Source organism: Pseudomonas sp. RV120224-01b (assembly GCF_003208145.1).
Classification (GTDB): domain Bacteria; phylum Pseudomonadota; class Gammaproteobacteria; order Pseudomonadales; family Pseudomonadaceae; genus Aquipseudomonas; species Aquipseudomonas monteilii.
In genome coordinates this window covers 136,803-157,016 of the sequence record NZ_QKMQ01000005.1, presented here as the reverse complement: position 1 = coordinate 157,016, position 20,214 = coordinate 136,803, and the positions used below count along the sequence as shown (strand labels likewise).

At 64.5% G+C, this 20,214-nt stretch carries 17 protein-coding genes; 7 read left to right on the top strand and 10 right to left on the bottom strand.

What is annotated here, in order from left to right:
• Positions 1-22: 22 nt before the first annotated feature.
• A complete protein-coding gene (locus N436_RS10765) occupies positions 23-721 on the bottom strand; it encodes a CoA transferase subunit A (protein WP_105948093.1) in 699 nt (232 codons plus the stop codon).
• A gap of 139 nt (positions 722-860) precedes the next feature.
• Here N436_RS10765 and N436_RS10760 point away from each other — a divergent pair, with 139 nt between their 5' ends.
• Together N436_RS10760 and N436_RS10755 are read left to right on the top strand one after the other, a co-directional pair.
• Positions 861-1,766 (top strand): LysR family transcriptional regulator, encoded by a 906-nt coding sequence (locus N436_RS10760; protein ID WP_019099075.1) that lies wholly within the window; start codon positions 861-863, stop codon positions 1,764-1,766.
• Positions 1,754-2,575 carry an aldo/keto reductase gene (locus tag N436_RS10755; protein WP_110741001.1) on the top strand — a complete coding sequence of 274 codons (822 nt, stop codon included), beginning with the start codon at positions 1,754-1,756 and terminating at the stop codon, positions 2,573-2,575. Before N436_RS10760 ends, N436_RS10755 begins: the two co-directional genes overlap by 13 nt.
• Before the next feature lie 45 nt (positions 2,576-2,620).
• On the opposite strand, the gene N436_RS10750 is transcribed toward N436_RS10755, so the two are convergent.
• The 4 genes from N436_RS10750 to lexA are packed head-to-tail and all read right to left on the bottom strand — an operon-like array spanning position 2,621 to position 8,360.
• A complete protein-coding gene (locus tag N436_RS10750; protein ID WP_110741000.1) occupies positions 2,621-5,701 on the bottom strand; it encodes an error-prone DNA polymerase in 3,081 nt (1,026 codons plus the stop codon).
• Positions 5,698-7,116: a DNA polymerase Y family protein gene (locus N436_RS10745; protein ID WP_105948090.1), complete on the bottom strand. Its 1,419-nt coding sequence runs from the start codon at positions 7,114-7,116 to the stop codon at positions 5,698-5,700. The genes N436_RS10750 and N436_RS10745 overlap by 4 nt, the downstream gene beginning before the upstream one ends.
• Before the next feature lie 6 nt (positions 7,117-7,122).
• Entirely contained in the window at positions 7,123-7,743 is a 621-nt protein-coding gene (gene imuA, locus N436_RS10740) for a translesion DNA synthesis-associated protein ImuA (protein WP_105948089.1), read from the bottom strand.
• Positions 7,743-8,360 carry a transcriptional repressor LexA gene (gene lexA, locus N436_RS10735; protein ID WP_105948088.1) on the bottom strand — a complete coding sequence of 206 codons (618 nt, stop codon included), beginning with the start codon at positions 8,358-8,360 and terminating at the stop codon, positions 7,743-7,745. The genes imuA and lexA overlap by 1 nt, the downstream gene beginning before the upstream one ends.
• A gap of 91 nt (positions 8,361-8,451) precedes the next feature.
• On the opposite strand from lexA, the gene N436_RS10730 reads away from it, so the two are divergent.
• Positions 8,452-9,108, top strand: coding sequence for an HAD family phosphatase (locus N436_RS10730; protein WP_110740999.1), 657 nt, complete (start codon positions 8,452-8,454; stop codon positions 9,106-9,108).
• A gap of 16 nt (positions 9,109-9,124) precedes the next feature.
• Positions 9,125-10,036: a LysR substrate-binding domain-containing protein gene (locus N436_RS10725; protein ID WP_105948086.1), complete on the top strand. Its 912-nt coding sequence runs from the start codon at positions 9,125-9,127 to the stop codon at positions 10,034-10,036.
• 50 nt (positions 10,037-10,086) lie between these two features.
• On the opposite strand, the gene N436_RS10720 is transcribed toward N436_RS10725, so the two are convergent.
• The 5 genes from N436_RS10720 to N436_RS10700 form a co-directional block, all read right to left on the bottom strand.
• The gene (locus tag N436_RS10720; RefSeq protein ID WP_110740998.1) at positions 10,087-10,860 is read right to left on the bottom strand and encodes an IclR family transcriptional regulator; all 774 of its coding nucleotides are present in this window, start codon (positions 10,858-10,860) and stop codon (positions 10,087-10,089) included.
• A gap of 65 nt (positions 10,861-10,925) precedes the next feature.
• On the bottom strand, positions 10,926-12,383 hold the full coding sequence (locus tag N436_RS10715; RefSeq protein ID WP_105948084.1) for an amidase: 1,458 nt from the start codon (positions 12,381-12,383) through the stop codon (positions 10,926-10,928).
• On the bottom strand, positions 12,380-13,690 hold the full coding sequence (locus N436_RS10710; RefSeq protein ID WP_060499324.1) for a citrate-proton symporter: 1,311 nt from the start codon (positions 13,688-13,690) through the stop codon (positions 12,380-12,382). The genes N436_RS10715 and N436_RS10710 overlap by 4 nt, the downstream gene beginning before the upstream one ends.
• Positions 13,691-13,772: 82 nt before the next feature.
• Positions 13,773-14,948, bottom strand: a complete 1,176-nt coding sequence (locus N436_RS10705; protein WP_110740997.1) for a M20 aminoacylase family protein — start codon at positions 14,946-14,948, stop codon at positions 13,773-13,775.
• Positions 14,949-15,073: 125 nt separating this feature from the next.
• A complete protein-coding gene (locus N436_RS10700; RefSeq protein ID WP_105948082.1) occupies positions 15,074-15,940 on the bottom strand; it encodes an RHS repeat-associated core domain-containing protein in 867 nt (288 codons plus the stop codon).
• Between the two features lie 146 nt (positions 15,941-16,086).
• On the opposite strand from N436_RS10700, the gene N436_RS10695 reads away from it, so the two are divergent.
• The 3 genes from N436_RS10695 (at position 16,087) to N436_RS10685 (ending at position 20,160) form a co-directional block, all read left to right on the top strand.
• Positions 16,087-18,603 carry an excinuclease ABC subunit UvrA gene (locus N436_RS10695; protein WP_110740996.1) on the top strand — a complete coding sequence of 839 codons (2,517 nt, stop codon included), beginning with the start codon at positions 16,087-16,089 and terminating at the stop codon, positions 18,601-18,603.
• 85 nt (positions 18,604-18,688) lie between these two features.
• Positions 18,689-19,195 carry a sigma-70 family RNA polymerase sigma factor gene (locus N436_RS10690; protein ID WP_110740995.1) on the top strand — a complete coding sequence of 169 codons (507 nt, stop codon included), beginning with the start codon at positions 18,689-18,691 and terminating at the stop codon, positions 19,193-19,195.
• Positions 19,195-20,160, top strand: coding sequence for a FecR domain-containing protein (locus tag N436_RS10685; RefSeq protein ID WP_110740994.1), 966 nt, complete (start codon positions 19,195-19,197; stop codon positions 20,158-20,160). Before N436_RS10690 ends, N436_RS10685 begins: the two co-directional genes overlap by 1 nt.
• Positions 20,161-20,214 lie beyond the last annotated feature (54 nt).

Below are 20,214 nucleotides of genomic sequence, written 5' to 3'. Positions count from 1 at the left end.
TTGTTGTTCTGGTGGATGGCGCTCAGGCCTTGACGGTGCGCTTTTCGATACGCTTTTCGAAGGTGCCGACGATCACGCGGTCCACATAGATGCCCGGGGTGTGGATCTCGCTGGGCAACAGCACGCCTGGCTCGACGATTTCTTCCACTTCGACCACGGTGATCTTGCCGGCGGTGGCCGCCAGCGGGTTGAAGTTTTGCGCCGTGTTGCGGTACACCACGTTGCCGTAGTGGTCAGCCTTCCAGCCCTTGACGATGGCGAAGTCGCCTGTGATGGACTCTTCAAGGATGTACTTGCGGCCCTTGAACTCGCGCACTTCCTTGCCGTCGGCAACCGGGGTGCCGTAGCCGGTGGCGGTGTAGAACGCCGGAATACCGGCACCTCCTGCGCGCATTTTCTCGGCGAGGGTGCCCTGCGGAGTCAGCTCCACCTCCAGCTCGCCGCTGAGCAGCTGGCGTTCGAACTCGGCGTTTTCGCCCACGTAGGAAGCGATCATCTTGCGGATCTGCCGGTCTTCCAGCAGCACGCCCAGGCCAAAGCCGTCGACGCCGCAGTTGTTGGACACCACGGTCAGGCCCTTGACGCCGCGCCGCTTGATTTCGCCAATGAGGTTTTCCGGGATGCCGCACAGGCCGAAACCACCGGCCAGTACCGTCATGTTGTCGGTCAGGCCTTCAAGGGCCTGTTCATAGGTTGCAACGCGCTTGTCCAGTCCGGCCATGCTGATCCGCCTTTTGTAGTTGTTGAACCGACGAAGCTGTCGGTGAGCGTGTGCAGACATCTTCACCGCAAGCGACTGATTTGTTAATTTTGTTTTCGTCATCGATTGATAACTTTTACAAAACAAAAATAGGCCCGTCATGAACGTCAAGCAACTGCGTGCCTTTGTCGCCGTGGCCAAGTACCAGAGCTTTGCCCAGGCCGGAGAGCACCTGCATGTCTCACAGCCCGCCCTCAGCCTGACCATCAAGGCCCTGGAAGAAAACCTCGGCGGCGCCCTGCTCAGCCGCACCACACGCAGCGTCAGCCTGACCGCCGAAGGCGAAGTGCTGCTGCCACTGGCACGGCGGCTTCTGGCCGATTGGGACGACACCGAGGAGATGCTGCGCCAGCGCTTCACCTTGCAACTGGGCCGCGTGGCGGTGGCAGCCATGCCGGCCTTCGCCGGCAACCTGCTGCCCCACTCGCTCAAGGTGTTTCGTCAACGCTACCCCAAGGTCAACGTCACCGTGCATGACGTGATCAACGAACAGGTGCAGGAACTGGTGCGCCATCGCCGCGTCGAACTGGGCATCGGCTTCGAGCCGGACAACATCGACGGGCTGGACTTCCACCCCTTGTACATGGACCGTTTCGTCGCGGTGGTGCCTGCCGACTCGCCCCTGGCACTGCTGCCCGAGGTGAGCTGGGCACAGCTGATGGCCGAAGACTTCGTCGCCCTGCAGCGTCCTTCGGCAGTGCGCCTGCTGATGGAGCAGAATGTGGCACCCCAGCACGGCAAACTGGCCGTGGCCTTCGAAAGCCACCAGTTGGCGACCATCGGCCGCATGGTCGCCAGCGGCCTGGGGGTCAGTGCCGTACCGGCGCTGTGCATCAACCAGATGCAAGAGCTGGGCGCCCGTTGCGTGACCTTGGTGGAGCCCACGGTCGAGCGGCGCATCGGCGTGATTGCCCTTAGCGAACACAAGCTTTCCACCGCAGCGCAGGCGCTGCTTGAGGTTCTGCATTCCAATACCCGGATCCCGGAGGTGACATGCGTTACGTGAAACTGGCAGGCTCGAGCGTTCCGGCCATTGGCCAAGGCACCTGGTACATGGGGGAAGACCCTGGCCGCAAGGCTGCCGAGGTCGCGGCCCTGCAACAGGGCATTGAACTGGGCCTGACCCTGATCGACACCGCCGAGATGTATGCTGAAGGCGGGGCAGAAACCGTGGTTGGCCAGGCGATTGCCGGGCGACGCGACCAGGTGTTTCTGGTCAGCAAGGTGTACCCGCACAATGCGAGTGCACGCGGCATGGCAGCTGCCTGTGAGCGCAGCCTCACACGTTTGGGGACTGACTGCATTGACCTGTACCTGCTGCACTGGCGTGGCCAGCACCCGCTGGAAGAAACGGTCGACGCATTCGAGCGCTTGCGCGAGCAAGGCAAGATCAAGCGCTGGGGCGTGTCCAATTTCGACGTAGACGACCTGCGCGAACTGCACAACCCTGACTGTGCCACCAACCAGGTGCTGTACAACCCGGCTCAGCGTGGCATTGAGTTCGACCTGCTGCCGTGGTGCGAAAAACGTGCGCTGCCGACCATGGCCTACTGCCCGCTGGCTCAGGCCGGGCGCTTGTTGCAGCACCCCGTGCTGGCAGAAATCGCCGAGCGCCATGGTGCTACACCGGCCCAGGTCAGCCTGGCCTGGGTGACCCGCAACGACGGGGTGATCGCCATCCCCAAAGCCGTGACACCTGAGCATGTGCGGCTGAATGCTGCTGCGGGTTTATTGACCTTGAACAGCGAAGACCTGCGAGCGATAGACCGGGCGTTCCCGGCACCGACGCGCAAGCAGCGGTTGGCGATGGTGTAAGCACCCAGCCTTGAGCATCTGGGGCTGCTTTGCAGCCCCAATCATTTAATGGAAGTCGCGGCTGCGCACATCCAGCCCTTGCAACAATGGGCTAACATCCTCCAGCCGCCGCGCAATCAGGTGCCTCACACCCTCCTCCTGCTCCAGCCGCCCACTGACCTTGAGTAGCTGCGACCCCACCAGCGCCCGCCGTTGCCGCTCGGCAAGCTCCCGCCACACGACCACGTTGACCATCCCGTGCTCATCCTCCAGTGTGACGAAGGTGACCCCACTGGCAGTCTGCGGCCGCTGGCGGCCGACTACCAGCCCGGCTACGGCAATCGTGTCGCCATGCGCGACACCTTGCAGCTCACTCGAACTGCGACACCCCAACGCCCTCAGGCGTGAACGTAACAACGCCAGCGGATGCGGCCCGAGTGTGGTGCCCAAGGTTTGGTAATCGGCCATCAGGTCCTCACCCACGCTTGGCACAGGCAAATCAACTGCGGCTTCAGGCGCTGCTTCCACCTCTGCGAACAAGGGCAACTGCGGCTGCACCGCCGCCACCTGCCAGCGTGCCTGATGGCGGTCGCTGGCCAAGGTACGCAATGCCCCGCCATCAGCCAGACGGGCACGGGCGCGTTGGTCGAGGCCAGCACGCAGGCAAAGGTCTTCGACATCGCGCCACGGCCGTTGCGCCCTCGCCTGCTGCACGCGCCTGGCATCGGCTTCGGCCAGGCCACGCACCAGCCGCAAGCCCATGCGAATGGCCAACGCACCTTGAGCCTCAGGTTCGAGGGTGCAGTCCCAGTCGCTGTGGCAAACGTCGACGGGCCGCACCTCGATACCTTGGCGGCGCGCCTCCTGCAGCAACTGGTCCGGGCTGTAGAAGCCCATGGGCCAGCTGTTGACCAGCGCGCAGGTGAAGATTGCCGGCTCATGGCACTTCAGCCAGCTGCTGGCATAACACAGCAAGGCAAAACTGGCCGCGTGCGACTCCGGGAAACCATAGCTGCCAAAGCCCTTGATCTGCTCGAAGATACGCTCGGCGAATGCCAGTTCGTAACCATTGCGCAGCATGCCTTGCACCAGCCGCTCGCGGTGCGGCTCCAGGCCGCCGTGGCGTTTCCAGGCCGCCATGCTGCGACGTAGCTGGTCGGCCTCGCCCGGCGTGTAGTCGGCTGCGACCATGGCCAGTTCCATCACCTGCTCCTGAAACAACGGCACGCCCAAGGTCCGTGCGAAGACTGCCTTGAGCTGCGGCGACGGGTAGGTCACGGGCTCCTGCTTCAGGCGCCGGCGCAAGTAGGGGTGCACCATGTCACCCTGGATCGGCCCGGGGCGGACAATGGCCACTTCGATGACCAGGTCATAGAACGTTCGGGGGCGCAGCCGAGGCAGCATGGCCATCTGCGCACGCGACTCGATCTGGAACACCCCCATGGTCTCGGCGCGGCTGATCATCGCGTAGGTGGCCGGGCATTCGCTGGGGATGGTCGCCAGGGTCAGCTGCCGGCCACGGTGGTGTTGCAGCAGGTCGAAGCAACGGCGCAAGGCACTGAGCATACCCAGCGCCAGCACGTCGACCTTGAGCAAACCGACCATGTCCAGGTCGTCCTTGTCCCACTGGATCACCGTGCGTTCCGCCATTGCCGCATTCTCCACCGGCACCAGCTGGTCGAGCGGCTGCTGGGAAATGACGAAACCACCCGGGTGCTGCGACAGGTGCCGAGGGAAGCCGATCAGCTCACCCGCCAGCACCAGCACCCGGCGCAACGAAGGGCTGCCGGCCTCGAAGCCGGCTTCTGCCAGTCGCTGGTCGTCGGGTATGCGGTCGCTCCAGCGGCCACAGCATTTGGCCAGGGCATCCACCTGATCCATTGGCAAACCCAGCACCCGCGCCACATCCCGCACCGCACCTGCTGCATGGTAAGTGTTGACCACCGCAGTCAGCGCGGCACGGTGCCGGCCATAGCGGCGGAACACATACTGAATCACTTCTTCGCGCCGGTCGTGCTCGAAGTCCACGTCGATATCGGGTGGCTCGTTGCGCTCGCGCGACAGGAAACGCTCGAACAACAGGTGGTGCTCCATGGGGTCGAGCTCGGTAATGCCCAGCACGAAACACACCACCGAGTTGGCAGCAGAGCCACGCCCTTGGCACAAGATGCGCTGGCTGCGGGCGAAGGCGACGATGTCGTGCACGGTCAGGAAGTAGCTTTCGTAACCCAGTGCTTCGATCAGCGCCAGTTCCTTGGCCAGCACATCACGCACCTTGTCACTGGGCCCCTGCGGCCAGCGCAACGGCAGGCCCTGCTCGCACAGCGCGTGCAACCAGCTTGCCGGGGTGTGGCCCTCGGGCACCAGTTCGCGCGGGTACTGGTACTTCAACTCGCTGAGGTCGAATTGGCAGCGCTGGGCAATGGCCAGGGTTTCGGCCAACAGGTCGAACGGGTACAGCTCGCCCAGTTGCGCCAGGCTACGCAAGTGCCGCTCGCCATTGGCAAACAGAAAGCGCCCGGCTTCGGCCACCTGGCAATGCTGGCGGATGGCAGCCATGCAGTCCTGCAAGGCACGGCGGCCGCGCACATGCATGTGCACGTCGCCACAGGCCACGGCGCGGATCCCCACATCGGCCGCCAGTGCCCGCAGGCGTTGCAGGCGCATGGCATCGTCGTGGCCCCGGTGCAGGTGCACCGCCAGCCACAGGCGCTCATCGAACACACTGCGCAGCCACTCGCCGGTGGCCGTATTGTCACTGTCATCGACCACCCACAAGGCCAGCAGGCCCTGACCGTGCAGCTGCAGGTCGTCACGAAAAAGCTGGTATTCACCCTTTTCTGCCCGCCGACGGGCACGGGTGATCAGTGCGCACAGGTTCTGGTAGCCGGCCAGGTTTTCGACCAGCAGCACCAGCTTGGGGCCGTCGTGCAACTGCACCTCGCTGCCGACGATCAGCCGCAACCCATGCGCCTTGGCGGCCTGCCAGGCGCGCACGATACCGGCCAGGGTACATTCGTCCGTGATCGCCAACGCCTGATAACCCTGTTCAGCTGCGCGGCGGAACAGTTCCTCGGCACTCGATGCACCGCGCTGGAAGCTGAAGTTGGACAAGCAATGCAGCTCGGCATAACCCGACGTGCTCATGCAAACCAGCCCTGCAACCACAGCGGGCCGGCCTGGCCCAGGTCGCGGTAGGCCCAGCCACGCAGGCCCTCACGGGTTTCGATGCGGTAGTAGTCGCGGCGCACATCGCCGCCATCCCACCAGCCCGATTCGATGCGTTCGGCATGGCCCTGCAACCGATAGCCGGCATCATCCAGCGCCATCGGTGCAGGCAGTAGCCAACCTGGGCGGCTGCCCGGGGCAACCGGCATGTTGCCTTGTGCGCCCTGCTCTGCCAGTTGCCAGGCGCATTCAGGGCGGTGATCTGCAGCCGCGCTCAGCCCCTTGACGGCCTCATCACCCAGGCGGGCGCGCAGCCGCTCACGCAATTGCGCCCAGGGCTGCGCCTGTTGAGCACGCGGGTCGAACAACGGCTGATGCTGCGGCACGAAGGGCGGCAGGTCTTCGGCGACCAACCGCAGGTTGCGCACCGGTGCCGGTATACGCAGTGGCTCCAGGCGCCCACGGGCCAGTTCGAACAGCATCGCAGCATCGCGCTCAGCCGCCAGCAGGCCCACCTTGAGCAGGGTATCCGGCCCTTCGGCATGCTCCAGATGCAGGCAAAAGCGCTGTACGCCACAGTCGCGCCCGGCGAGAAATGCAGCCAGGTCGTTGAGCATGCGCCGCAGCGGGAACAGCAGCGCCTGGTGTGATTCAACGTCGAAATTCAGCTCCAGCCGGGTTTCGAAACGGTCCGGTGGCTGGTAGAAGTCCAGCCCCAGGTTGCGCAGGCCGAGCAACTGGTCGAGGTGCAGCTGTACCTGGGCCGGAAAGCGCCTGGCCAAGGTATCGCGCGGCAAGGCCAGTACCTGGCCCAGTTGACGCAAGCCCATGCGGGCAAAGGCTTCGGCAGCCTCTGCCGGCAAGCCGATTCGCGTGATGGGCATGGCCAGCAACGCTGCGCGAGTTGCATCGGCATCGCTCACCGCCAAACCGTCGTGGCCATTGGCGAGCATGCGTGCCGCCACCGGGTTGCTGGCCAGGACGATGCGTTGGCGCAAGCCCAGGTCTGCCAGTTCCTGGCGCAGACGCGCCTCGAACAAGGGCCACGGGCCGAACAGTTGCAGGCTGGAGCCTACTTCCAACAACAGCGCCCGAGGGTAATGCACGCTGACCTGGGCACTGAAACGGTAGGCCCAGGCCGCCAGCAACTGCTGCACCTGCTCGATGCGCCTGGGGTCGCTTTCGACACAGGTGAAACCATCCGCCAGGGCACGCGCTGCGGTCAGGGTTTGCCCGGCCCGCAAGCCAAGTGCAGCGGCCGCCGGGTTGACCGCCTGCACCACACGCCGCTGGGTAGGCCCGCCAACAAGCACCAGAGGCGTATCAGGGTCGTCACGCTCACGCAGGACGGTGTCCAGCGCCAGCTGCGGCAGCAGGATGCAGGCCCAGAGCATGGTGCATCAGCCCCGGCCCGGGCAGGCGATGGGCAGCGCTGGCGGCATGCCGCCACGGCTCTTCAGCACACGCCATTGCGCCGGGCGCGTGTCAACGGCAATGCGCAGTGCTGCAGGTGAAGGGTTGTGCGCCGCCTGCTGCGGCCTGCAGGCGAATGCCAGTGCCTGACCGGTTTCGGCGGCCACCTGCAAGCGCCTCAGGGCGCGGTCATCGGCACGTTCCGGCCAGCATAGCACTGCCGCACAACTGCCCGAGCGCAGGCACTGTTCGGCGGCCCACAGGGCATCGGCGGGGTCGGCATCCACCTGTACCAGCCAGCGCAGGTCCACCCCTGCCGCCTGCCAGGCCGGTGCATACGGAATGAACGGCGGTGCCACCAGCACCACGCGGCTGGCGTCAGCGCTTAGCCGGGCGAGGGTTGGCCACAGCAACTGCAATTCGCCACAACCGGGGCTGGCCAGCAACAGCTCGCTCAGTGCGGCCGCTGGCCAGCCACCTTCCGGCAAGCGCTCGTCAAGGGCCGTATGGCCGGTGGGCTGCAACCCGAGTGGCCGCGCCTGGGCCTGCCGCCCGCGCCATACCCGGCGCTGGTCGAGCAGCCTGTCGAGGTCGACCACCGCGCCCATCAGTCACGCCTCAGCAGGCCGCAGAACACGCCTTCGATGAAGAACTCCTGCTCAGGCTTCACATCGATGGGCGCGTAGGCCGGGTTGCGCGGCAACAGCCGATAGTGGCTGCCTTTGCGTTGCAGGCGCTTGATGGTGACTTCACCGTCCAGGCGCGCAACCACGATCTGGCCATCGCGGGCGTCCGCCTGCTGAAGAATGCCGACCAGATCACCGTCGAAAATACCGTCGTCGATCATCGAGTCGCCACGCACCTTCAGCAGGTAATCCGGTGTACGGCGGAACAGGCTGGGGTCGAGCAGCAATTGTTCGTGGATGCCCAGGTCCGGGCCGATGGGGGCACCTGCTGCCACCTGGCCCAGCACCGGTACTTCGAGGATTTCGGGCCGGCGCAACGGTTCAGCCAGGCGGATGCCCCGCGCCTGGTTCGGCGTGACATCGATGTAGCCGGCCTGGCACAGGGCAGTGATGTGCTTGCGCGCGACGCTGCGCGAGGCAAAACCGAAGCGCGTGGCGATATCGGCCAGGCTTGGCGGCTGGCCATGGTCGGCAATGCGCTCACGAATGAATTCGAAAATGGCGCGGCGTTTGGGGGTTAGATTGTTCATGGAGCACATTTGTACTCTTTTCGGGGCACGCTGAACAGCCCCCTTTGTCGCCAGCTTTGGTTATGATCCCCTGGCTTGTGTTTTTTGATCTGGATATCTCATGCTGACCGCCCTGCTGTTCGACCTCGACGGAACCCTCACCGACACCGATACCCTGCACCTGCAAGCCTTTCGCCAGCTGCTGCGTGAGCACGATGGCCGCGAGCTTAGCCAGGCGCAGTTCGATGCGCAGGTCAGCGGCCGCGCCAACGGCGAGCTGTTCGCCGAGCTGTTCAGCGACGCCAGCGCCGAACAGTGCAAGGCGCTGGCCGACCGCAAGGAAGCGCTGTTCCGCGACATGTCGCCTTCCCTTGAACCAATGCCGGGCCTGCTGCGCTTGCTGGCACATGCCCAGGCGCGCAGCATCGGCATGTGCGTGGTCACCAACGCACCACGGCTGAATGCCGAGCACATGTTGAATGCCATGGGCCTTGGCCAGCGCTTCGCGCATGTGCTGGTGGCCGAGGAACTGGCGCGGCCCAAGCCAGACCCGCTGCCCTACCTCACCGGGTTGCAGCGGCTGGGCGCCGAAGCCGCGCAAGCGCTGGCCTTCGAGGATTCATTACCAGGCGTGGCCGCGGCCAGTGGTGCAGGCATCTTCACCGTAGGCGTGGCCACGACGCAAACGCCGGAGCGGTTGCTGGCGGCGGGAGCCAGGCTGGTTGTGAATGACTTCAATGACCCGGCGTTGTGGGCATTGATCGAATCCATGCAATGACCGCCCAAGGCCGCCCATGCTGATCGACGAAGAACTCACCCTCAAAAAGCTGGAAACCTTCCTCGCCTTCATGCGCACCGGCAACCTCGGCCGCGCCGCGGGCGAGCTGTCCACCAGTGCGGTCAGTGTGCATCGCGCCATCCACTCACTGGAAAGCGCCCTGCGCTGCCCGTTGTTCAAGCATGAAGGCCGCCAGCTGATCCCGCTGGAAAGTGCTTACGTGCTGGAAAAGAAGGCCCGACAGCTGATCCAGGACGCTGAGCAGATGGTGCGCCAGACCCGTGAGGCCGCCGGCTTCTATGCTGAGCGCTTCCGCCTGGGCGCGCTCTATTCGCTAACCGTGAAGACTGTGCCCAAGCTGGTCATGGGCCTGAAACTGCGCCGCAGCGAACTGAACATCGACCTCACCCTGGGCTCCAACATCGACTTGCTGCAGCGCCTGAAGAACCACGAACTGGAGGCCATTCTGGTCTCCCTTGATGAAAGCGTCAGCGACCCGGCCTGCGAGCAGTTGCCGCTGTTCTCCGACGATATCTTCCTCGCGGTCCCCACCGACTCGCCTTTCGCCGAGCAAGCCGAGGTGGACCTGGCAGACCTTGCCGACTCCACGTTCATTACCCTGACCCAGGGCTTCGCCACCCACCGCGATGGCGCACGGGTGTTCCAGCAGGCCGGCTTTGAACCGAAGGTGGCCATGCAGGTGAACGATATCTTCACATTGCTGAGCATGGTCAGCTCGGGGGTGGGCTTTGCCCTGCTGCCCGGGCGCATCGCTGCGGTATACGAGAACCGCGTCCGGTTGATTGCCTTGAAGCCGCAATATCGCTTGCAGCAGCATATCGGTGTGGTGTTTCTGAAAGCCCGGGAGCGGGAGCCGAACCTGCTGGCGTTGCTGGCGGAGTGCCGGATGTACAGCCTGGAGCGGTAAGCCAGTGTGCGGCATGCCGACCTTGCTGCCACGGCACCAACGCCGAAACCTCAAACCGACAATGCCCGCTGCACCTCGCCCACGGTAGTCGCCAGGCTGTTCAGGTGCAGGTTCAACACCCGCTCGACCGGCGCCTGGTCCAGTGGCCAGTGCAAGGCAATGCTCCCGGCCAGGCGCCCTTCGGCATGCACCGGCAAGGCGATGGCGCGAATCAGGAACGGCAACCGCACCGGATACTCCCAGTGCCCTTCAGTCCGCTGGCCAAAGCCCTTGTGTGCGTCTTCCTCGATATTGCGCAGCACTGTGTCATCACCCAGCCGCTCGTGGGCCGCCAGGCGCTGCACTTCGTCCTCCGCCAGCTCACCCAGGCAGGCCCGCCCCATCGCCGAATGGAACAGGCTGGCATGGTGCCCGACGATCTGGCAGGTGTGCGGATAGCGCTTGCGCAATACTTGGGGGATGGCGCTTTCCATCACCTCCAGCCGTTCGCCGTCGAAGCACGACAGGTCCGCTACCAGGCCGGTGCGCTCGCTCAGTTCCAGCAGCATGGGCGCAGCACTTTCCACCAGACGTCGCTTGAAACGCAACTGGCGGTCGCCGAACAGGCGACGCGCGCACAGCCGGTAGCGCCGGTCGCTCAGGCCACGGTACACCCAGCCTTGCTCCTGCAAGGTGGCGAGCATGCGCGATACGGTGGCCTTGGGCAGCGCCGTCAGGTAATGCAGTTCTTCCAGGCCCAGTGCCTGGTGTTCGCCCAACAGGTCGACAATGGCCAACGCCCGTTCCACGGAACGCACGCCGCCACTGTCTGCCGTGATGCCCATGGGTTTGACCTCCTTGTTGCGGGATGGTCAGCATAGCCAGCAAGATCCGCGCCTGCCCGCTGCTTTCATGACGCCTGCAGGCAATGGGGTGGGCAACGCTCCACCCACCGGGTGAGCTGTTCATGGGCATACGCCAACTGCAACACGGCATGGTCAGCCTGGGCCGGGCCTATGATTTGCAGGCCCATGGGCAACCCGGCAGCACTGAACCCGACCGGTATGCTGATGCTCGGCAAGCCGGCCAGGGTCGGTCCGATCACCACCTCCATCCAGCGGTGGTAGGTGTCCATCACCCGCCCCCCAACCACCGTCGGCCATGGCTGGCGTGCATCGAAAGGGAACACCTGGGCCGATGGCAGCAGCAGGAAATCGTAACGTTCGAACAGATGGGCCAATGCACGGTACCAGTCGCTGCGGTCCAGCGAAGCCTGGTACAGCGCTGCCGCACTCAGTTGCAAGCCCCCTTCCACTTCCCATTGTGCTTCAGGCTTGAGCAGTGCGCGCTTGTTCGGGTCGGCGTAGGCCGCGGCGAGATTGCCGTGCACCAGGAAGTGGCGATGGGTCAGCCAGCATTGCCACAAACGCGCGAGGTCGAACCCCGGCTGGCAAGCCTCCACCCGGCAACCCAGTTCGGCAAAGTCGGCCAGCGCCGACTCGCACAGGCTCATCACCCCGTCATCCATGGGCAGGTAGCCGTTGTAATCCCCCAGCCAGCCGACCCGCACGCCCCGGAAATCATGCTGCAAACCGGCGGCAAAATCCCGCCGACCTTCGCTCAGCGACAGGGGTGCCCGTGCGTCGACACCAGCCTGTACCGACAGCAACCGCGCCACGTCAACCACGCTGCGGCCCATGGGCCCCTCGGTGGCCAGCTGCTGCACGAACAGTTCGGGCGCCGGCCCATGGGGCACTCGGCCCTGTGAGGGGCGCAGGCCGAACACATTGTTGAACGCCGCCGGGTTGCGCAGCGAGCCCATCATGTCGCTACCGTCGGCGACCGGCAGCAGGCGCATGGCCAGCGCCGCTGCCGCCCCGCCACTGCTGCCACCGGCCACACGCTGCGGGTCGTAGGCATTGGTGGTGGTACCGAACAGGGTGTTGTAGGTTTGCGAGCCGAGGCCGAACTCGGGCACGTTGCTCTTGCCCACGATCAGCGCCCCGCTCGCCCGCACCCGCGCAACACTGATCGCGTCCTGCTCGGGTACCTGTTCGGCAAACAAGGGGGAGCCAAGGGTGGTGCGCAGCCCGGCAGTGGCTGCCAGGTCCTTGATCGCCTGCGGCATGCCATGCATCCAGCCTCGTGAATGGCCGCGGGCCAGTTCACGGTCACGCTCATCAGCCTCGGCCAGCAGCGCTTCGGCCGGGCGCAGCGACACCAGCGCATTGACTACAGGGTTGCAGCGTTCGATGTGCAGCAGATAGGCCTGCATCACGTCCCGACACGACACCTGACGGGCATGGATGGCTTGGGACAATGCCTCGGCATCGAGGGCTACGATGGGGTCGATGGCTAGCGGCTTCACGGTTTTACTCCAAGGTTGAAGGCGGCAGGCTTGGCCAACCGAGGTGCTTCTTTCAGGCAGTAGGTACCCAGCAGCGTCAGCAGGCAGGCGAACAGCACATAGAACGAAGGCGCCACCGGGGTGCCGAGCACCTTGCTCAGCCAGGTCACGATCAACGGGGCAAAGCCGCCGAACACCATCACTGCCACGTTATAGGCCACCGACACCCCGGTGGAGCGCACCTCGACCGGGAACTGCTCGGCCAAGGCAGTGGGTGCCGGGCCGAAGAAGCCGCCGATGGCGGTGCACAGCAGCAGTTGCATGATCAGCAGGCGTTCCACGGACGGCGCGGCGGCCACCCAGACATAAAGCGGGTAGACCATCACGAAGAACGCCAAGGTGAAGGCCATCAACACCGGGCGCCTCCCCAGCCGGTCAGACAGCGCGCCAGACAACGGAATCACCACGGTCATCAGCCCCACGGCCAGCATCTGCACCAGCAGCACCTGGTCCAGCGGCAGCCCGAGGTTCTTGTGGGCGAAGGTCGGCATGTTCACCAGCACCACGTAGAACGACACCGTCGCGCCACAGGCCAGGCCCATCGACACCAGCAGGCTGCGCCGGTGCTCACGCAACACCTGCCACAGGCTGGGCGATTGGCCCTTGGCCTGGCGGCGCGCTTCGACGAACTCTTCGGGCTCTTCCATGTGCTTGCGAATCCACAGCCCCACCGGGCCGATCAGCAGGCCGAGCACGAACGGAATGCGCCACCCCCAGCTGTCCAGTGCCTCAGGCGAACACAGGTGCGTCACCAGGGCGACCATCGCCGCCCCGGAAAACACCGCCAGGCATTGCCCCACCAGTTGCCACGAGCCATACAGCCCCTTGCGGTGGGCAGGCGCGCTTTCTACCAGAAACGCTGTCGCGCTGGCGTATTCGCCACCGGTAGCAAAGCCCTGCAGCATGCGCGCCACCACGATCAGCATCGGCGCGGCCATGCCTATGGCCAGGTAATCGGGGGCAAAAGCGATCATGGCGATCGACACGGTCATCAGCCGGATGATCATCTGCATGGCCGCCTTGCGGCCCTTGCGATCGGAATACATGCCCAGCAACACACCCCCCACCGGGCGCATGAAAAAGCCGACGCCGAAGGTGGCCAGGGCCATCAGCAGCGAGGCGTACTCATCGTCGGACGGGAAAAACTGCCGGGCAATGATGCTGGCCAGAAAGCCATACACGATAAAGTCATACCACTCCAGGGCATTGCCGATAACGGCAGCGACCACCTGCCGGGTACGCGACACGCCAGTGCTCGAAGTCTGCATAGGGGAACACTCCACACAATGATTGGGTGATCACCCGGGCGCGGTCGCACCCGGGTTCCAGCGGCAGTCGTAAACAGGAAGGTCAGGCGGGCGCGAGCCAGCGCTCTGCCAGCGCGCCCCAGTAGGCGGCGCCGGTCAGCAGGATGTCGTCGTTGAAGTCGTAGGCCGGGTTGTGCACCATCGGCCGCGATACCCCATTGCCGATGAACAGGTAGGCGCCCGGGCAACGTTGCAGCATCCAGGCGAAGTCTTCGCTGCCCATCAGCTTGCGGGTGTTGGCATCCACCGCCTCGGCACCCAGCAGTTCCACCCCGACCTGCGTGGCGAAGGCGTTCTCTGCGCCATGGTTGACCAGCACCGGGTAAGCCGGACGGTGTTCGATACTGGCACGGCAGCCAAAGCTTTCGGCCTGGCTGACGATGATCGCCCGCACCCGCTCCAGGGTCTGTGCCCGCACCTCGGCGTTCAGCGCGCGCAGGCTAAGGCGCAGCAGGGCCTGCTGCGGGATCACGTTGGCCGCTTCGCCGGCCTGCAGCGCACCCACCGTGACAACAGCCGCCTCCTGCGCATCGATATTGCGCGCCACCACGGTTTGCAGCGCCATTACCACACTGGCTGCCGCCACCAGCGGGTCGACAGTCAGGTGCGGCATCGAACCATGGCCGCCAACCCCGTCGAGGGTCACCGTCAGCAAGTCTTGCGAGGCCATCATCGGGCCCTCGCGAAAGCCCAGGTGCCCGGCTGGCAGGCCCGGCATGTTGTGCATGCCGAACAGTGCATCGCAAGGGAAGCGCTCCAGCAAGCCGTCGGCCAGCATCGCCTCGGCGCCGCCCTGGCCCTCCTCTGCCGGCTGGAAGATCAGCGTCAGCGTGCCGTCGAACTGCCGGGTCGCCGCCAGGTAGCGCGCGGCGCCGAGCAGCATGGTGGTGTGACCATCATGGCCGCAGGCGTGCATGCAACCCTGGTGCTGGCTGCTGTACATCGCGCCCGTGGCCTCGTGAATGGGCAGCGCGTCCATGTCGGCGCGCAGGCCCAGACGGCGTGGGCTGCTACCATTGCGTAGCACGCCGACCACGCCAGTCTTGCCGATGCCGGTGTGCACCTCATAGCCCCACGCCTCAAGCAACCGGGCGACCAGTGCCGACGTGCGGTTTTCTTCAAAACCCAGTTCCGGGTGAGCGTGGATATCGTGACGGATCGCGTGCAGCTCGCTGGCCACATCGTCAAGCCAGGCCAGGATGTGCTGATGTCGGGACATGTAGAGTCTCCTCGCGCGGGTGGTTTCCCGTTCTTGTTGTTCGCCTTGAGGTCACGACGGGGGAGGCAGGTCGTGTCTGACCACAGCTAAACGCGAGGAGACTGGAAGCACAATCCAAATTGGTTTCACACGGTGGAACCGAAATTCAGTTTGCCTTTCCTGATGTAATTTCCCGTTGGAACCCTATATTCATCAATTTGCAACACTATCGTTCTGTCCCGTGGTTCGAGGATAGCCGACTCGTTACCACGCAGCAGGTTCCATCCGTACGCCTCTTTTACAGCTTCCCACAAAAGCTTCGGCCGCGAAAAATTGTGTTTTTTGGCCAACGCATTAGTTTGCTTGACCTTACGAAATGCCCTTGTTGCCTTGCCCACGGTAGCCGCCACAGCGCCGAATCCCGTAAACCCGTTAATTAGGTTCTCCTTGAACGGGCCCAACGTCGTCAACGATTCCATGACCAAATCCGGTAAATTATACCCGCCCATAGCAACCGTCGTTCCGACGTTAATCAATGCCTCGTTCCCTCGGCATCTATTTCCATTCATCGGGGGCACACGCCGCCCTTTCATTTTCTGGATCGACCGGTGGAGAATTCTTTTTGCTGCCGCATCCACCGATGTCACCGTATCCGCGCCCCACGCGGCAGCCCAGAGAGCTTTGCCTACTACAGAAACCGCCGAATGGCCATCCGGGTCTATCTGGTTCACGGGGTCGCCCTCGCAATAGGCATAAGCATTGATCCCTCCACGGCCAAATGGGCTGAAACTATCCGGGCTATGAAACCGCATCAACTGGGTGTTGTACATGCGCACGCCATTGCCCAAAAAATAGCCATCGCCATTCAACGCGCTGAGGTATCCGGCAAAACCCAACACACTGTCGGCCTGTGGCCTGCCAAAGCCGTAAGGTGAATAAACGCGCTCAGCGCTCTTTATTCTCGTGTGGGTCAAGTTCTGGCGACCCGCAGTTTCTGTTAGCGAGCGGTGCATTTTTACCTCCGAGTTTTCATTAATTCGCGAGGCCACTGTATTCGCATACCCAAAGCGCAAAAACTCTCAGGTCTCATTAAAGGAACCATTACCCCACGGCTCTTGGTACCCTAACGTCAATGCCACGAACGATGAAGGATCACCACATGCATCAACGCCCTACCTCGCTAATGGGTTTTGTTCGAGTCCGTGGTGCCCGCGAGCACAACCTGAAGAACATCGATGTCGATATACCCCGTGATGCCTTGGTGGTGTTCACTGGTGTGTCCGGTTCGGGCAAGTCCTCACTGGCTTTTTCCACGCTCTATGCCGAAGCCCAGCGCCGCTATTTCGAATCCGTGGCGCCCTATGCCCGGCGCCTGATCGACCAGGTTGGCGTGCCAGACGTAGATGCGATCGAAGGCCTGCCTCCAGCCGTGGCCCTGCAGCAGCAACGTGGCACACCCAGTGCGCGCTCCTCGGTGGGCAGCGTGACCACCTTGTCCAGCTCGATCCGCATGCTCTACTCACGCGCCGGCCACTACCCGGCCGGGCAAGCGATGCTGTATGCCGAAGACTTTTCGCCAAACACGCCCCAGGGCGCGTGCCCGGAGTGCCATGGCATGGGCCGGGTCTTCGAGGTGACCGAAGCGACCATGGTCCCCGACCCGTCACTGACCATTCGCGAACGCGCGGTGGCCGCGTGGCCGATGGCCTGGCAGGGGCAGAACCAGCGCGACATTCTGGTAACGCTGGGCTATGACGTCGATATCCCTTGGCGCGACTTGCCCCAGGCGCAACGCGACTGGATCCTGTTCACCGAAGAAACGCCCACCGCACCGGTGTATGCCGGCCTGACGCCCGCGCAGACCCGCGCCGCACTCAAGCGCAAGCTGGAGCCTAGCTACCAAGGCACGTTCATGGGTGCCCGGCGTTACGTGCTGCATACCTTCATGCACTCGCAGAGCGCACAGATGCGTAAACGCGTGGCCCAGTACATGCGCCCCAGCCCTTGCCCGCTGTGCCAGGGTAAGCGATTGAAGCGCGAGGCGCTGGGCGTGACCTTCGCCGGCCTGGATATCGCCGAACTGTCGCACTTGTCGCTGCAGGCGCTGGCTGAGGTGTTCGGCAAAGTGGCGGCAGCTGACTATCTGGCGCACCCGCAAGACGACCTGACCCTGGAAAAGCGCCTGGCGGCACAACGCATCGCCAAGGAATTGCTGGAGCGCATCGACACGCTGCTCGACCTTGGCCTCGGTTACCTGGCCCTGGAGCGCAGCACCCCCACCTTGTCTTCGGGTGAGCTGCAACGCTTGCGCCTGGCCACCCAGCTCAACTCACAGCTGTTCGGTGTGATCTACGTGCTCGACGAGCCCTCGGCCGGCTTGCACCCGGCCGACAGCGAAGCGTTGTTCGACGCCCTGCAACGCCTGAAGCACGCGGGCAACTCGGTGTATGTGGTGGAGCACGACCTGGACACCATGCGCCGCGCCGACTGGCTGGTGGATGTAGGGCCGGCTGCCGGCGAGCATGGTGGCACCATCCTCTACAGCGGGCCGCCCGCAGGCCTGGCCGAGATCGAGCCATCATGCACCCGCGCCTACCTGTTCAACGCCCAGTCCCGGGCCACACATACGCCACGCCAGGCCCGAGACTGGCTCACGCTTGAAGGCATTACCCGCAACAACCTCAACAACCTCAGCGCCGCCTTCCCGCTGGGCTGCTTTACCGCCGTTACGGGTATTTCCGGCTCGGGCAAGTCCAGCCTGGTCAGCCAGGCCCTGCTGGAGCTGGTCGGTGCGCACCTGGGCCATGCCGAGCAACGCAGCGAGCACGAAGAAACAAGCCTGGAGGACGCGCCTGAGCAGACCGGCAGTGGGCATGTCAGCGCTGGCCTGGACAGCATCAAGCGCCTGGTACAGGTCGACCAGAAGCCGATCGGCCGCACGCCTCGCTCCAACCTGGCCACCTACACCGGCCTGTTCGACCACGTGCGCAAACTGTTCGCGGCCACTGAGCAGGCCAAGGCACAGGGCTTCGACGCAGGGCGCTTTTCCTTCAACGTTGCCAAGGGGCGCTGCGCCAATTGCGAAGGCGAAGGCTTCGTCAGCGTTGAGCTGCTGTTCATGCCCAGTGTCTACGCCCCCTGCCCCACCTGCCATGGCGACCGCTACAACCCTGAAACCCTGGCGGTAAGCTGGCAAGGCATGAACATTGCCCAAGTGCTGCAGCTGACTGTCGAGCAGGCCCTGCAGGTCTTTGCCAAACAGCCATCGGCGCGGCGTTGCCTGCAAGTGTTGCAGGACATCGGCCTGGGCTACCTTCGCCTGGGCCAACCGGCTACCGAACTGTCCGGTGGTGAAGCGCAACGGATCAAACTGGCGACCGAGCTCCAACGCACGGCCCGCGGGGCAACGCTGTATGTGCTGGACGAGCCCACCAACGGCTTGCACCCGCAAGACATCGACCGGTTGCTGGTGCAACTGAACCGCCTGGTCGACGGCGGGCACAGCGTGGTGGTAGTCGAACATGACATGCGTGTGGTAGCGCAAAGCGACTGGGTGATCGATATCGGGCCGGGTGCCGGCGATGCCGGGGGCAAGGTGGTGGTCAGTGGCACGCCGCAGGTGGTGGCTGGGTGTACGGCAAGCCGCACAGCGGCGTTTTTGGCCAAGGCCTTGTAAAAGCGCGCATTGCCAGGTTCCAGGCAGAGGCTTAGAATGCGATCAATTCTTAATTGCACCCCTCTCCCGGAACCTCGCGCCTGCCATGCCGCCCGCCGACCCTACCCTCAACCTGCAGGTCCAGACGCTGTACACCGAGCACCACGGCTGGCTGCAGGGTTGGCTAGGGCGCAAACTGGGAAATGCCTGCGATGCAGCCGACCTGGCGCATGACACCTTCGTGCGCCTGCTGAGCCGCCAGGGCAGCAGCTACTTCGGCAGTGAACCCCGGGCGTTGCTCACCCACATCGCCAAGGGCCTGGTGGTCGACCGCTGGCGCCGCCAGGATGTCGAGCGTGCTTATCTGGAGGCCATCGCCCACTTGCCGCCGCCCGAAGTGCCCTCACCGGAAACACGCTGGCTGATCCTCGAAACCCTGTACCGCGTCGATGCCATGCTGCGCGACATGCCAGCCCGGGTGCGCCAGGTGTTCCTGCTGTCGCAGCTGGACGGGCTGACCTACGCAGAAATCGCCGAACACCTGCAGGTATCGCTGATTACCATCAAGCGCGACATGCGCACCGCTTTTCTCGCCTGCCTGAGCATCGACTGATGGAGCAGCGCATCGACCCGCTGATTCTCGGCGAGGCGGCCGACTGGCTGGTGCAGTTGCAGTCGGGCACCGCCACCGAAGACGACCACCGTGCGGTGCAGGCCTGGTGCCAGCGCAGCGCCCAGCACGCCCAGGCCTGGCAGCGGGCCGAGGCCATTCTGGGCGACTTCCGCCGCCTGCCCACGCCAGTGACCGGCGAAACCTTGCGCCGGCTTAGCCGCAACGGTGCCGTCAGCCGCCGCCAGGCCTTGCAGCGCCTGGGGTTGTGGCTGCTGGCCGCACCAGCAGCCTGGCTGGCCTGGCGCGAAACGCCGTGGCAGCAATGGGCTGCCGATGCACGCACAGCGGTGGGTGAGCAACGCTCGTTGACACTTGCCGATGGCAGCCAGGTGCTGCTGAACACCGACACCGCCATTGACATTACCTTTAACGCCCAGCAGCGCCGCATCGACCTGCTGGCAGGCGAAATTCTGATTACCAGCGCCAAGGACCGTGCCACCCCAGCGCGGCCCCTGCTGGTGCGCACCCGGCAAGGTCTGGCAACTGCGCTGGGCACACGTTTCAGTGTGCGAATCGATGGCGCGCTGACACGGGTGGCCGTGCTTGAAGGCGCAGTCGAAACCCGCCCCCTGTACGCCACCGGCGGGCTGCTGCTCAAGGCTGGCGAGCGCAACGCTTTCGATGCCGAACGCGCGCTCCCTGCCTCGCCGCTGGAGATCGGCGACCTGGCCTGGGAGCACGGCATGCTCCTGGCGCGCGACATGCGCCTGGCCGATCTGCTGCGGGAGCTGGGCCGCTACCGCCCCGGTGTGCTGCGCTGCCACCCGGCAGTGCGCGAGTTGAAGGTATCGGGCGCCTTCCCGCTGACAGACACCGATGCCAGCCTGCGGCTGCTGAGCGACACCCTGCCCGTCACCCTCCAGGGCCTGTCCCGCTTCTGGGTGACCGTGGAACCGCTGAGCTGACGTGATCCGGCAGGGTTGCGAACATTTCAGTGATACCTTTTCCTGCTTCGTCCG